The organism is Nocardia sp. BSTN01, from assembly GCF_015354405.1.
Lineage (GTDB): Bacteria > Actinomycetota > Actinomycetes > Mycobacteriales > Mycobacteriaceae > Nocardia.
In genome coordinates, this window is record NZ_JADKYP010000001.1 from 332,672 (window position 1) to 345,395 (window position 12,724).

Here is a 12,724-nt window from a genome sequence, read left to right on the forward strand (position 1 = left end):
TATCTGACTCCGGTGTGGCGGTCACCGGCCGGATTTTGCACGACTTCCACGATCTGATGGCGAGTACCACGCTGTAACAACCGGCGGATCGACGGCGTTTTAGGCTAGATACAGTGCGGCTGACGGCTGGAACTTATCGGTCGGAGTGAATCTCTAACTGAGAGTCCGTGAAGGGCACCCCTCGACTGCGTAGGGATTCCGCGACTTGCCAGGTGAAACGTTGTCTCGGGCGGTAATGTGTGCTCTTGTCGGATATCAAGAATATCCTGCCTTCTTTTGCGCCGATCTCTCCGGCACCTGCCACAGGGGCGCCTGCAAGGAGGCTGGAGTGATGGAATTGCCCGAGGACATGCCATGGTGACCAGTAGAGATTCCCGAAAGCATCCATGACAAATATCGCTCGACCACCTTGGGGGGACCAGAGCGTAGCGCTCCCCCTGGTATCCAGGGGTTGCATATTACTGTCGTAAGCCAGGCCGTTTTCGAACACGATTCGATAGGGTGGCCGTTCCTGATCGGTCAGATAGCGAACCTGCTTTCCTGGCCAGATGGTATTTCCGGGTAGGTTTTCGCCGTGGAACTCCGGTAGCAACGGAGTCGTCGCGAACAGTGGTTTTTCTGCAGGGTGAGCAGCGGCCCCGGAGGGCTGGAGTGGGGTAATTATCTCCGGTGCCAGAGTTGTTGCATCGAGGAGTTCCTCGATGATTTCGGTCGGGGATCGCGGATCGAGCGCTACCAAGGCGGTTCTCGTTTGATCCTCGTTGTGAGGCCAGATCAGGCCGATTTCGACTCCGGACCCGAGTTTCATCAGAAGGTAGTACCGGCGTTCGCCCGGAGGCTGCCCGAATGCCTGTCCGACTCTGTCCTGAATATAAGGGAAGGGTGCGTTTATTATGGCGATAAGAGGGGCGTTGAGAAACTCCGGCCAGCGAAGTATGGGTACGGTCTGGAACCGTGGTTCAGGCCATGGCTTCATTTCGTCCAGGCGACTCAGCACGCGACTTAAAAAGTCTCGTATCGCAGCTTCGTTATGTGCTGTAGGTATTGATGTTATGGGTCCATGGGTCTGAACAGCATGTTGTATCGCTTCGTATTCTTCCTGTGGAGTCATATTCCACAGGGGTTGAACAAGAAGCGCCCGCGCCGTGCCGTCTACGGCATCAGGGCCGAGATCGGGGTAGTACTCGATGTTGTAGACGATAGCGTCCACAACGGACCGCCACATCTCGCTCATAAGAACCCTTCTACGATGCGTCCGGTGTCAGTCTGATCTGGTCGCGTGTTATTTGAACTCCCATTGCTCGCAACCGGTCGACCACCTGCAACGTGTAACCGTGGCTGGGACGATAATGGCCGCTGCTATCGGTGATCATTTGGAGTTCACCGTTTATGACGACCAACTCTCCGGCACCGGCGACCGGTGCCCCTGCAAGAAAGCTGGAGTGGTGGAACACGCCGGGCTGTTGAAAGAGCGAGGCGTAGAGATTTCCATGCTCATCCATAACGAAGATAGCGTTACCCTGCCCGTTCCAGACGCTCACACCCGACCTGGTATCGAAAAGTCTTCCCTGAGCATCGTAAATCCGTCCTTCGTGGATTCTGAGGCGAAATTGCTGGCGACCCACATCATCGTAATACCAGACTCCTGTGGGCCACCGACGCCCAGGAATCTGTTCGCCGACGTACTGATCCATCATTCTCGTCGTAGCCAGTGGGTGATTCAGATCGCCACCGTGCTGTGTAAACCATCCATCAGCCGAGGCCGGGTGTCCGGGATGCTGGTTGGTACTCGGGTCGTTGTGAGTGCCGGTGTCAGATGGTGCATCGGGACTAGAGGCGCCATGGGTATTTCGACCGATACCCAGTGTGCCCAGCAGGCGTCGCCAAGCGGTGCGACTCCCGCGATCGGGGGTTGGGTGTGAATGCTGAGGTGGGGGCGTTCCCAGCGCTTGGTGGGGCGCCGGGTGTTGCATGCTGGGGCCAGTGTGCGGCGGGCCCGACGACGTCCGGTTCGAGTTTGTGTGCGTCGCTTGGTCCCCGGCCGGATGGCCGGCGGTTTGCGATGGGTTGTTGTGGCCTGTCGGTCGGGGCGTGTTGCGGGCGTCGGGCCCCGGAACCGGACGGCGTCCGGGACCGGCCGAGGTGTCGGGATGTGGCCGGCCCGCCCGCTCCGGTTGTGTCCGCGCGGTGGGATCGGGGCGGGCCGGTGACGGCTCGGCGGGTCGATGGGAGGGGCGTGGTGTTTCCGGACGTGGTGTGGTCCCCTCCGGACGGGGTCGGGGACCTGACTCCGGGCGAGGTGCCGACTCACCGGGGCGGTGGTTCGGGCGGGATGTCTCCGGGTGGGGTCTGTTCGGCCGCGGGGTTTCCGGGTGCGGGTGGTTCGGCCGTGGGGATTCCGGGTGCGGGTGGTTGGGGCGGGGTGATTCGGGTGTGGTCGGTCGGCCGGTCGGTCGGTGAGCTTCCGGAGGGGGCGTCGAGTGGGGGTGGGTGCCGTTCGGGCGGGGTGCTTCGGGATGCGGTGCCGGGTGGGTGCCGTGTGACGGGGTTGCGCTGCGCCGCATCCATTCCGGTGGGCGCAGGGCGTTGTCGAGGAAGTTCGGGTCGTGGTGGGCCCAGCGGGGCGGGGTTGCCGGTTCGGGTTCGCGGCGCAGCGGTGGGGTTTCCGGGCGTTCGGCTGGCCGGGCCGGATGTTCGGGGGCGTTGGCGGGACGATCGTGGGCGGTGTCGGTGCGATCGTGTGGGGGCGTGTTCCGCTCGTGCGGTGTTCCGGCGCGATCGCTCGGTGTGGGAGTGCGCTCGGCCGGGCGGTCCGGATGAGCGGTGCCTTCCGGGGACGAGTCGTGTGCGGTTGCGGCCTCGCGCGCACGAGCAGGTGAAAGCTCCTGTGCGGCAGGCTCTTCCGTTGCGCGGGCGCGATGCTCCTCCCAGCGGCGGACTTCCAGATCGTGCGGGCTTTCCCCGGGCGGGTGGGCGCGGGCCGCGGAGATCTCCTCCGGCGTGGGCTGGTAGCGGTCGATGTGGGGGTTGTATCGGCCCGAGTAGAAGGGATCCATGTGGATCATCCGGCCGTCGTTGTGACGGGCGACGTATGCGTGCACCGCGGGGTCGAAACCCGGGCGGTGCGGAGGCGGCTGCGGCGTCGCTGCGGGCGGTTCCGCTTCCGCGCTGTGTTCGGGGCCTGATCGCGCGGGACCGGGCGGTTCAGCATCGGAGTGGGCGCGGGGTGCGGCGGTCGCATCGTCGGTCGGGTGTTGCTCGCCGGTTCGGTGGACCGGGGTTTCGGCGTCACCCGGGTGTGCGGAACCGCGACCCGGCGCATCGGCCGACTCAGGTGACCCGTTCCGAGTTCCGTTCGGAGCCTGGGATTCCGAATCATTCGCGGCAGCGCCGGACGCTCGGTCGACAGCCGGCTCGGCGGTATCCCTGTTCTGCGCGTGCCCGTTTCGGTCATGCGGAACCGGTGTGCGGCTCGGCTCCGGAGTACGTGCCGGAGGTGGGGTCGACTCCGGCCGAGGGCGCGCCGGAGCGTGGTCGGCGGCGGTCGAGCCGGGTGTGTGACGACCCGGCTCCGGGCGGGCCGTCGTTCGCGGCGCGGATGGCGCCGGACGCGGGGACTCGGTCCTGCTCGCCGGGGGAGTGTCGGTTCGCGCGTTGTCGCGCGGGGACCGGGAATTGTCCGGGCGCGACGCGGTTTCGGATCCGATGTGCGGCGCTGCCGATCGAGGGTCGGAGTGCGGTGTATCCGCGTGAGCCGGGGTGTGAGCCGGGGTGCTCGGCCGATGCGCACCTTCACCACCGGCGGAACCGAGAGATCCCAGCGACCCCATCGAGGGCGCCGCCGACGGCGTCGTGGCCGCGGGGGTGTCGGCGGTCGCGGCGTGCGTGGTTGCCGGGGTGGCCTCGGCCGGAGTCGGCGTCCGGTCACCGCCGGGGTGCGGCGCTGCGGCCGGGTCGACCGAACTGCCGTGCGGCGTTGCCGTGGGTTGCGCCGGATCGGGTTGCGGTGATGGTGAGTCGGGCCGGCCGACAGGCGTTCCGGCATCCGGGTGTCGCGACGGATCCGGTACTGCCGCAGGGGAATCGGGGTGCGCAGCGGAAGGTGGTGTCGCCGGATCCGAATGCGGTGCGCCCGGCTGGTCGGTTTCCGGCCGAGTCGTCGCCGGCGCATCGTGTGGGGGCGAACTCGCATCCGGATGCTGAGGTGCGGCATGGTCCGGCGCCGGTTGGGTGCCCGGCGGTGTGTCGTGGGAGGGCGGCGAGGTCTCGGAAGCGCCCGGATGTGTGGTCTCGGACGGAGACGGCGAGTCGGTGTCCCAGTTCAGGCTCGACCCGGGGCGGGGTGACTGCTCGGGTACCGAATGATCCACCGGGACGGAATGTTCGGACGGCGCGGGCTCCGTCCCCGATGTGCGCGGGGCTTGCGATGTATCCGCCGGACCGGTGTCGTGTTGCGGCGCAGTGTTTTCCGTATGTTCCGGAGATCCGTTCCCGTGATCCGGCTGGGCGGTTCGGTCCGGTGCCGGCGCCGAATCGGTGTTGTGTGCGGTCGTGCCCGTCTCGGGGCCGGCGGGGCCGGGCTCCGAGGTGTGGGGTGACGGCTGTGCGCTGGTGTCGCCGGCATGTGCGGGACCGGTCGGCGTGCTGTCGTGAGCCGGGGACGGTGCGGGCGCATTCTCGTGCGCCGGGGACGACGGTTCCGGCTGCGCCGAGCTCGTTCCGTCACCCGAATGTGTGCCGGTCGAGTTGCCGTGCCCGCCATTCGAATGGTTCTGTCCAGCAGCGGAATCGGAACTCCCCGCCTCCCCGGTGTCCGTCGTTCCGGATTCGTGGCTCGCGGGAGCGGTCCGCCCCTCGTGCACCTGCCCGACCGCACCCTGGGCCGCCCCGGCGACCGACGACGTCGCGAGTGTGGTCGGGTCGATCTCGAATTTCCCGCCGAACGGGACGCTCGCGGCGGTTCCGGCGACCGATCCGACCGCGCCGCCGACGGCATCGGCGGCCGTGCGCGCGGCGAATTTACCGGCAGTCGACCCGGCCTTGTCGACGAGCCCCTTGGCGAGGCCGTCGGAGCCGAGCTTCGCGCCCACCGCACCGCCGACGGCGCCCGAAACGCTTTCGGCGAACAACCCTTTCACTTCCTCGCCGGTGAATCCACCGCGCTTCCCCTGCGCCATCTGCAGCAGACTGGCGCCCGCGTCGACACCGGCGCCCTGCGCCACACCGATGATCGCGGCCTTGGCCAGCGCCCGGGTGGAAATCTTCTGGATCAGCCACTTGATGATCTGGCGGATGGTCAAACGCGCGGCGACCTGCGCCGCCGCCTCCTCGGCCGCGGCGGCGGGCGCCCCGATACCCGTACACGCCGTGGCGATCGCCTGGATCATCTGGATCGCGAAGATCACCAGGGTCGCGATGATGACGTATTTCGTATGTTCGATATCGGTGGCGGTGTCGTCGAGGTCCTTGCTCAGTCCCTTGACTTCCTCGATCAGGCCCGGCCACAGGCCTTTGTCGCCCGCGACCTGATCCCAGAACTCCTTGATCGCCTCGTGCGTCTTGCCGTCGACGGCGGCCAAGGCGGAAGTGGTGACCGATCCGGCATCGGTCTGAATTTCGGTCAGGGCGTCGGCGAGTTGATCCCAGCCGTCGGCGAGCCGCCGCATCGCGGTCTCGTCACCCTTCGGCCAATCACCTGCGCCGACAACATATTTCGCAACCCACTGCAATTCGGTGGGGATTTCGATACCCATATCCGGCGCAGATCAGAACTGGGTCTGAGCGATCGCACCGGCGTTGGACTGGTCCTGCGCCTGCAGCGTTTCGGCCGCGGAGCGCATGTTGCCCGCCATACTGCTGAGGATGGCGCCGAGATTGCCGCCCGTCGTGACGGCCTTACCGGCGGGATCGACGTACCCCTTCGCGAACTTCTCGCCGATTTCGTCGTCACCCCAGCATCGGCCCTCGGCCTCGACGATCCGCTTCAGGTTCTGCACCGCGGTGATCACCCGGTCCGAGACGTCGTTGTACCGGGGCTCGGTCGACCGCAGGGCGGCCGGATCTGCCTTGAACGTGCTCATCTCTCCCCCCGCAGGTAGCCGCGGTTGCGGTAGTAGTCGTCCTCGTCCTCGTCGTCGAACGCCCTGGGCTCCGGCGAATCCGGTTGCGCCGGTGCGTTCGACGCCGGATCGGGCAGCAGCGAGTTCATCAGATCTTTGATGCTGGGTGCGCCCGGAAGAATGTCGGAGAGGTCGGGTACGTCACCGGCGACGTCCTGGATGGGCGCCAGCGCCTGCTGCGACAATTCGCCGGCGCGACGGGCGGCGGCCTGCGCGGCCTCGGCCATCGACCGACCGAGTTTCTCCGGAGTCGACCGCTTGAACGCCTCGGGTTCCAGATGAACCTCCACCACCACGCCCGCGACATTGGCGACGACCCGGACCAGATTGTCCGCGGACCAGGCCTCGGCCGTCGTCGCGGCCAACCGTTCCTGTACGTCGGCGAGCTCGCGCTTCTGCTGTTCGAAGGTCGCCAGGAGGGAATCGACTTCCAGTCGTAACGCCTCGTTCCGCGCCCGCGCGGCCTCCCGCTCGGCGTCCGCCATTTGTCCACCCCTCCGTCGAAAACCAGCCGTCAACATATCCGACGCGACGCGGCGGCGATCGGTTCCCACCGTTCTCGTGCGCGCCGGGCGACGGCCTCCTACTTGCGCAGGGCGCGGGCCATCTGGACGAGCTGCAGCGGCGAAACGTGTTCGGGCTCGGGCTCTTCGGTGGCTTCGGGGTCCACCGCCGCGGTGTGCGGGATGTCGGCCTCGGGGTCGGCGAAGGGCTGATACTTCTTGTCGCCCAGGAGTTGGTAGCTGAGGTAGCCGACCAGGAGGGCGCGGGTGAGGCGTTCGGTCTTCGGTTCGTATTTGGCGGCGCCGAGGGCGGCCAGGGCGCGACGGCCCTCGACGATGCCGTTGTGGGTGGCCTTGTCGACGGTGCGCAGCGACATCGGCCCGCCCCAGGCGGTGGCGAGAGCTTGCGCGGTGCAGTTGCCGGTGGAGATGTCGACACCCCCGGCGACGATGAGGGCCGGGGTGTCGATCTGGGGTGCGAGGGCTTCCGCGCTCGGGGCGGTGGGTGCCGGATAGAGGGCCGCCACGGCGCCGACCTTGCGCTGCGAGGCGGCGATGACGGCGGCTCCCGCGCCCATTCCGTGCCCCGCCAGGGCGAGTTTGTCCGGGTGCACGCTGATGTTTCCGCCGCCCAGCCGCACGCCCGCGCAGATGTCGAGGGTGGTCAGCAGGTCGGTGGCCAGATTCAGGTGCGAGGGCAGCGGGCCGCGTTCGGTGTCGGGTGCGGCGGCGACGAAACCCCAGGACGCGAGATGTTCGAGCAGTCGGCGGTAGTTGCCGGCGCCGGCGAGCCAGCCGTGTCCGAAGGCGACCGCGGGCAGGTTGTGGCCCTCTTCGGGGGTGTACACCACGCCGGGCTGCCCGGCGATGCCGAGGTTGCCGCGCATCACCCGGTGCGGACCGGGGCTGGTCAGAATGCTCAGAAGCGATTTCACAGACACCGACACGGGGGTGAACTCTACCGAGAGTCGCCCGGAATGCGGCACTGTCGCGAGCGGAGCGGTCCGGACATGCCGCCACCTGCTGCGATAGCGGGCCGATTCGCGTGTCCACGCGGCCCAAGTAGGCTGGGACACCATGTGCGGAATCGTTGGCTACGTCGGGTACCGGGACGCGCTCGGCGTCGTCGTGGACGCACTGCGCCGCATGGAGTACCGGGGCTACGACTCCGCGGGCGTGGCGATCCTGGACGGCGCGGGCACTGTCGCGGTGGAGCGCAAGGCCGGTCGGCTGGCCAATCTGGAGGCCGAGCTGGCCGAGGCCGGTCCCGCCGCGTTCGCCGGTACGACGGGTATGGGACATACCCGGTGGGCCACGCACGGCGCGCCCACCGATCGCAACGCGCACCCGCACCGCGACCTCGCGGGCCGGGTCGCGGTCGTGCACAACGGCATCATCGAGAATTTCGCGCCGCTGCGGCGCGAGCTCGAGGAAGCCGGGGTCGAACTGCGCAGCGATACCGATACCGAGGTCGCGGTGCACCTGGTCGCGCAGGCCTATGCGGCCGGACCCACGGCCGGTGATTTCGTCGGCAGCGCACTGGCCGTCCTGCGCCGGCTCGAGGGCGCGTTCACGCTGGTGTTCACCCATGCCGATCATCCGGGCACGATCGTGGCCGCGCGTCGCTCGACACCGCTGGTGGTCGGTGTGGGCAAGGGGGAGATGTTCATCGCCTCGGATGTGACGGCGTTCATCGAGCACACGCGGGAGGCGGTCGAGCTCGGTCAGGACCAGGCCGTGGTGATCACCGCGGACAGCTACGTGGTCACCGATTTCACCGGCGACACCGAGGCTGTGCGGACCCGGCCGTTCACCATCGACTGGGATCTGGCCGCCGCCGAGAAGGGCGGCCACGACTACTTCATGCTCAAGGAGATCGAGGAGCAGCCCGCCGGGGTGGCCGAGACGCTGATGGGCCACTTCGACAACGGCCGCATCGTGCTGGACGAGCAGCGCCTCGCCGACCAGGAACTTCGCGAATTCGACAAGGTGTTCGTGGTGGCCTGCGGCAGTTCGTATCACGCCGGGCTGTTGGCCAAGTACGCGATCGAACACTGGACGCGGGTTCCGGTCGAGGTCGAATTGGCCAGTGAGTTCCGCTACCGTGACCCGGTCCTGGACCGGTCCACGCTGGTGGTCGCGATCTCGCAGTCCGGTGAGACCGCCGACACGCTGGAGGCGGTGCGCCACGCCAAGGAGCAGAAGGCGCGCGTGCTCGCGATCTGCAACACCAACGGCGCGCAGATTCCCCGCGAATCCGATGCCGTGGTCTACACGCGCACCGGCCCGGAGATCGGCGTCGCCTCGACCAAGGCCTTCCTCGCCCAGATCACCGCGAATTACCTTGTGGGCCTTGCCCTCGCGCAGGCACGCGGCACCAAGTACCCGGACGAGGTGGCCCGCGAGTTCGGTGAGTTGGAGGCCATGCCGAAGCTGGTGGAGCGGGTGCTCGAGACCGCGCCGCAGGTGCGCGAGATCGCCCGCCGGTTCGCGCATCAGTCGACGGTGCTGTTCCTCGGTCGCCACGTCGGCTACCCGGTCGCGCTCGAGGGTGCGCTCAAACTCAAAGAGCTGGCCTATATGCACGCCGAGGGCTTCGCCGCCGGTGAACTCAAGCACGGCCCGATCGCGCTGATCGAGGAGGGCCTGCCGGTGATCGTGGTGATGCCCTCGCCGAAGGGGCGCGCGGTGCTGCATTCGAAGCTGCTCAGCAATATCCGGGAGATCCAGGCTCGCGGCGCCCGCACCATCGTGATCGCGGAGGAGGGTGACGATACGGTCCGCCCGTTCGCCGACCATCTGATCGAGATCCCGGCCGCCCCGACCCTCTTCCAGCCGCTGCTGTCGACCGTGCCACTGCAGATCTTCGCCGCCGAGGTGGCGCAGACCCGCGGCTACGACATCGACAAACCGCGCAACCTCGCGAAGTCGGTCACCGTCGAATAGCGATCGGCGCTCCGCTGGTCACGGCCGTCGAACCGCCGCGAGGCGCGGGCAGGAGACGCGGCAGTGACTACCGTACGGTGACGGTGCCGCGCATCTCGGGATGCAGTGGGCACAGGTAGCGGTAGACGCCGGGGATCGCGAAGGTGTGGCTCCACTCGCCGCCGGTGAAGATGGGGCTGTTGATGCCCATCGCCGCATCGCCGATGCCCTGCACGGCATGCGGCACCTTGTCGGAGAACTTCCAGGTCACCGTGTCGCCCGCCTGTATGGTCACGGCGTCGGGGGAGAACTTCATATCCTCGACGCGCACGGTCACCGCGGCCGGTTGGGCCGAGGTCGGCGAGGCTGCCGCGGTGCCGGGCGGTGTGGCCGCGGTCGTGGTGGGCGGTGTGGATGTCGTTGTGTTCGAACCACATCCGGCGATCAGCACGGCAGCCACCAGCGCTCCGGCGGTCGGGAGGAGACGCGCTGCGCGGATGCGTACGGTGCTGTAGGCCATGGCTACGAGCCTAGTCCGGCGGTTGCGTCCGGTTCGCCGCACCCGCGCGCGGTGTCGGCGTCTCGCGTCGGCGAGCCGCGGGCATACGGAGACCGGAGATCTCCGGGCGTACTCTGCTGGAGGTTCCGATTCGAGCGCGATTCCTACCGTGATCCCGACGAGGAGGCGAATGATGGCACCGGCCCTGCGGGGATACTTCACCGTCGACGAGGTGCGAGCGGCCGAAGCCGAACTGTTCGAGCGGGTCGCCGCGGGGGTACCGATGCGCCGCGCCGCCTACGGATTGGCGAATGTGGTTGCGGCCGAACTGCGGGAACGGACCGGAGGCATCGCCGGGCGGGCCGTGACCCTGCTCGTCGGGTCCGGGGACAACGGCGGCGATGCGCTCTGGGCGGGCGCCACGCTGCGCCGGCGCGGGGTGGCGGTGACGGCGGTGCTGTTGTCACCCGAGCGAGCGCATGCGGAAGGGCTCGCGGCACTGCGCCGGGCGGGCGGCCGGATTCGCGAGGCCGACGCCGGTTCGGCCGCGGAACTGCTCGGCGCGCCGGACCTGGTGGTCGACGGCATCATCGGCATCTCCGGCCGGGGTGCGCTGCGACCGCGGGCCGCCGAACTGGTGGCGGCGGTCGAGGCGCCGATCGTCGCCGCCGATCTGCCGAGCGGTGTCGATCCGAATACCGGTGCGGTGGACGGCCCGGCGGTGCGGGCCGAGGTGACGGTCACCTTCGGTGCGTACAAACCGGTGCACGCGCTGGCCGCACCGTGGTGTGGGCGAATCGAGTTGATCGACATCGATTTACGGCTGCCCGCGCCGACCCTGGCCGCGTTGGAGCCGGTGTCGATCGGTCGCGACTGGCCGGTGCCCGGCCCGCACGACGACAAGTACACACAGGGCGTGACCGGGATCCACGCCGGCAGTGACACCTATCCCGGCGCCGCGGTGTTGTGCACGGGCGCCGCGGTGGCCGCGACCTCCGGTATGGTGCGTTACGCCGGGACCGCGGCCGCGCAGGTGCTCACGCAGTTCCCGGAAGTCATTGCGGCCGAGAGTATTTCCGATACCGGCCGGGTGCAGTCCTGGGTGTTCGGGCCGGGAGCGGGCACCGACGACGCGGCGCGCGAGCGCCTCGCGGAGATCCTGGCCACCGATCTGCCGGTGGTGGTCGATGCCGACGGATTGACCCTGCTGGCCGCCACGCCGGAGCTGGTCACCGGTCGCGGCGCGCCGACCGTATTGACCCCGCACGCAGGCGAATTCGCGCGGCTGACCGGTCGTGAACTCGGCCCCGACCGGGTGGCGGCGGTCCGCGAACTCGCCGAGAAATGGCAGGTGACGGTCCTGTTGAAGGGACGGTCCACGCTGGTCGCCACCCCCGGCGAGCCGACGCTGGTCAACGAGGCGGGCGGTTCCTGGGCGGCCACCGCGGGCGCCGGGGACGTTCTGTCCGGAGTGATCGGCGCCCTGCTGGCGGCTGGGGAGGAACCGGCGTGGGCGGCGGCGGCCGCCGCGCGCGTCCACGCCCTCGCCGCCAATCTCGCCGCCCACGCGAACGGTGATGCGGGGGCGCCGATTTCGGCTACTCCACTGCTGCACCACCTACGAGCCGCGGTGCGGACCTTGCGCAGTCTTGCCGAACGCTGACCGACGACCGGCTGATCCGCTCGAGCCGTTTCCGGGCCGGGGGGATCGGAAACCGGGTGCCGAGGCCGAAGCGCGCGGTCGCACCGCCGGCGTCCCCTACGGTTCGAGCCCGATCAATCTCCTTGTGCCGCCAGCGTTACCGACTCCCATTCGCGCCAGGTCGAAAGCCGCGACTCGTAATCGGCGGTCGCGATCTGCAGCGGCGCGGTACCCAGGAACAGGCGCAAGGGCGGTTTCTCGGCGTCGACCACCGCCAGGATCGCCGACCGCGTGGCCGTCGGCTCGCCGGGCTGCTGGGCCGAACGGGTGCGATTGCGCGCTGCCCGCACCTCGTCGTATGCCGGATTCTCCGCGCTGTGCACCGATGACGGTCCGGCCCAATCGGTGCTGAACCCGCCCGGCTCGATCAAGGTGACGTGGATGCCGAATCCGGCGACCTCCTGCGCCAGCGACTGCGAGAACCCCTCGAGCGCCCACTTCGAGGCGTGATAGGCGCCGAGATTCGGGAACGCGCTGATCCCGCCGATACTCGACACCTGGATGATGTGCCCGCTGCCCTGCTCGCGCAGAATCGGCAGCGCCGCCTGGGTGACCCACAGCGCCCCGAAGACATTCGTCTCGAGTTGCGCGCGGATCTCGTCCTCGGTGAGCTCTTCGAGCATGCCGAAATGGCCGTAACCGGCGTTGTTGACCACGACGTCCAGGCGGCCGAACCGCTGAGCCGCCTCGGCGACCGCCGCGAAATCGCCCGCGCGGTCGGTGACGTCCAACTGCAGCGGCAGGAAGGTGTCGGGGTAGGCGGCGACGATGTCGTCGAGTGTCTCCAGCTTGCGCGCGGTTCCGGCGACCCGGTCGCCGCGTTCGAGGGCCGCGAGGGCCCATTCGCGGCCGAATCCGCGCGAGACGCCGGTGATGAACCAAACCTTGCTCATGAAACCCCTCTGGTGGATGGGTGGTGGCGAGCGGCGTATGCCCGCGTGAACCACGCTAACGAGCTGGAGTGCACTCCAAGCAA

At 68.4% G+C, this 12,724-nt stretch carries 9 protein-coding genes; 3 read left to right on the top strand and 6 right to left on the bottom strand.

Features of this window, described 5'->3' with window-relative positions; translation table 11 throughout:
* Positions 1-133 precede the first annotated feature (133 nt).
* Together IRT45_RS01315 and IRT45_RS01320 are read right to left on the bottom strand one after the other, a co-directional pair.
* Positions 134-1,234 (bottom strand): hypothetical protein, encoded by a 1,101-nt coding sequence (locus tag IRT45_RS01315; RefSeq protein WP_194804023.1) that lies wholly within the window; start codon positions 1,232-1,234, stop codon positions 134-136.
* 10 nt (positions 1,235-1,244) lie between these two features.
* Positions 1,245-1,694, bottom strand: a complete 450-nt coding sequence (locus IRT45_RS01320; protein ID WP_194804024.1) for a hypothetical protein — start codon at positions 1,692-1,694, stop codon at positions 1,245-1,247.
* 3,162 nt (positions 1,695-4,856) lie between these two features.
* Between IRT45_RS01320 and IRT45_RS01325 the strand changes: the two genes are divergently transcribed.
* Positions 4,857-6,098, top strand: a complete 1,242-nt coding sequence (locus tag IRT45_RS01325) for a hypothetical protein (RefSeq protein WP_194804025.1) — start codon at positions 4,857-4,859, stop codon at positions 6,096-6,098.
* On the opposite strand, the gene IRT45_RS01330 is transcribed toward IRT45_RS01325, so the two are convergent.
* A complete protein-coding gene (locus tag IRT45_RS01330; protein ID WP_194804026.1) occupies positions 6,077-6,604 on the bottom strand; it encodes a YbaB/EbfC family nucleoid-associated protein in 528 nt (175 codons plus the stop codon). The genes IRT45_RS01325 and IRT45_RS01330 overlap by 22 nt on opposite strands.
* A 98-nt stretch (positions 6,605-6,702) precedes the next feature.
* Positions 6,703-7,569 carry a dienelactone hydrolase family protein gene (locus IRT45_RS01335; RefSeq protein ID WP_194804027.1) on the bottom strand — a complete coding sequence of 289 codons (867 nt, stop codon included), beginning with the start codon at positions 7,567-7,569 and terminating at the stop codon, positions 6,703-6,705.
* Positions 7,570-7,699: 130 nt separating this feature from the next.
* Between IRT45_RS01335 and glmS the strand changes: the two genes are divergently transcribed.
* The gene (gene glmS / locus IRT45_RS01340; RefSeq protein WP_194804028.1) at positions 7,700-9,568 is read left to right on the top strand and encodes a glutamine--fructose-6-phosphate transaminase (isomerizing); all 1,869 of its coding nucleotides are present in this window, start codon (positions 7,700-7,702) and stop codon (positions 9,566-9,568) included.
* Positions 9,569-9,635: 67 nt separating this feature from the next.
* Here the strand turns inward: glmS and IRT45_RS01345 are convergent, their stop codons facing one another.
* Positions 9,636-10,067 (bottom strand): plastocyanin/azurin family copper-binding protein, encoded by a 432-nt coding sequence (locus IRT45_RS01345; RefSeq protein WP_194804029.1) that lies wholly within the window; start codon positions 10,065-10,067, stop codon positions 9,636-9,638.
* 184 nt (positions 10,068-10,251) lie between these two features.
* Between IRT45_RS01345 and IRT45_RS01350 the strand changes: the two genes are divergently transcribed.
* The gene (locus IRT45_RS01350; RefSeq protein ID WP_194804094.1) at positions 10,252-11,709 is read left to right on the top strand and encodes an NAD(P)H-hydrate dehydratase; all 1,458 of its coding nucleotides are present in this window, start codon (positions 10,252-10,254) and stop codon (positions 11,707-11,709) included.
* 113 nt (positions 11,710-11,822) lie between these two features.
* On the opposite strand, the gene IRT45_RS01355 is transcribed toward IRT45_RS01350, so the two are convergent.
* Positions 11,823-12,641, bottom strand: a complete 819-nt coding sequence (locus IRT45_RS01355) for an SDR family oxidoreductase (RefSeq protein ID WP_194804030.1) — start codon at positions 12,639-12,641, stop codon at positions 11,823-11,825.
* Between the last annotated feature and the right edge of the window lie 83 nt (positions 12,642-12,724).

What these genes read in the sequence shown, in the direction of transcription:
- IRT45_RS01315 (WP_194804023.1), bottom strand. Translation starts at nt 1,234, where the DNA reads ATGAGCGAGATGTGGCGGTCCGTTGTGGACGCTATCGTCTACAACATC.
- IRT45_RS01320 (WP_194804024.1), bottom strand. Translation starts at nt 1,694, where the DNA reads ATGGATCAGTACGTCGGCGAACAGATTCCTGGGCGTCGGTGGCCCACA.
- IRT45_RS01330 (WP_194804026.1), bottom strand. Translation starts at nt 6,604, where the DNA reads ATGGCGGACGCCGAGCGGGAGGCCGCGCGGGCGCGGAACGAGGCGTTA.
- glmS (WP_194804028.1), top strand. Translation starts at nt 7,700, where the DNA reads ATGTGCGGAATCGTTGGCTACGTCGGGTACCGGGACGCGCTCGGCGTC.
- IRT45_RS01345 (WP_194804029.1), bottom strand. Translation starts at nt 10,067, where the DNA reads ATGGCCTACAGCACCGTACGCATCCGCGCAGCGCGTCTCCTCCCGACC.
- IRT45_RS01355 (WP_194804030.1), bottom strand. Translation starts at nt 12,641, where the DNA reads ATGAGCAAGGTTTGGTTCATCACCGGCGTCTCGCGCGGATTCGGCCGC.